The 1,041-nt window shown below is 44.5% G+C and carries 1 protein-coding gene; it reads left to right on the forward strand.

The annotated features are described in order from the left end of the window. Window positions 1-78 precede the first annotated feature (78 nt). Window positions 79-987, forward strand: coding sequence for an IS5 family transposase (locus tag PVK71_RS20265; protein WP_274421121.1), 909 nt, complete (start codon window positions 79-81; stop codon window positions 985-987). Window positions 988-1,041 lie beyond the last annotated feature (54 nt).

The raw sequence follows: 1,041 nt of genomic DNA on the forward strand, positions 1-1,041 counted from the left end.
GGCGTTGTTGCCTAAATCAGTTGAACTTTTTTCGAGTCCTGAGATCTGATCCTTTATGATGGTTAGAGCGGTGACAACATGGGTAAGGCAAAAAAGAAGATAACTAACTGGGCGGAGTACAATAAGGCTTTGTGCAAACGCGGCTCGGTTACGTTCTGGATAGATGATACAGCTGTAGATGCATGGCGATGCAAAACCCATCATGGTAAGCGTGGTAGAGGCTTTCAGTACTCTGATACAGCGATAGAAACTGCCTTGATGATTAAAGGAATATTCTCACTACCATTGCGTGCTCTTCAAGGTTTTATCGACTCTATCTTTGAGTTATTGGATGTTCCACTGACGTCCCCAGACTACACCTGTATCAGTAAACGCTCGAAGACAGTCAAGGTCAAATACCGTAATAAATCTAAAGGGGCTATTCGCCATATAGCCATTGATTCGACTGGTCTCAAAGTCTTTGGCGAGGGTGAGTGGAAAGTGAAAAAACACGGTGCCGAAAAACGTAGAACATGGCGCAAGCTGCACTTAGCCGTTGATGTCGATACCCATGAAACCATTAGTGCAGAGGTCAGCCTAGTAAATGTTGGTGATAGCGAAGTGCTGCCAACGTTACTCAACCCTTTACGTAGAAAGATCGATGCTGTGTCTGCCGATGGAGCATATGACACAAAAAGTTGCCACAATACTCTGAAAAATAAAGGCTGTACTCCGTTAATACCACCTCGAAAGAATGCAACGTTTTGGGAAGAGGGGCACCCCAGAAATGAAGCTGTCGAGGCTCTGAAAAACGGAACTATAGCGAAGTGGAAATCCGAGTCTGGTTATCACTATCGCTCAATATCTGAGACCGCAATGTCTCGATATAAAGGACTAACCAGCGGTAAATTGAGCTTGAGATGTTATAACGCTCAAGTGGGTGAAATTCTGGCGAATGTCAAAGCGATTAACAAAGTCATAAGACTAGGCATGCCTGTTCGAAGCTAATGCTGAGTCAAGTATGGCGTCCTTGACCTTCAAACTGATTTGATCAACAACGCC

The sequence above is a fragment of the Aliivibrio sp. S4MY1 genome (assembly GCF_028765545.1).
Classification (GTDB): Bacteria; Pseudomonadota; Gammaproteobacteria; order Enterobacterales; family Vibrionaceae; genus Aliivibrio.

Coding starts and splice junctions, on each gene's coding strand:
- PVK71_RS20265 (WP_274421121.1), top strand. CDS start 79: ATGGGTAAGGCAAAAAAGAAGATAACTAACTGGGCGGAGTACAATAAG.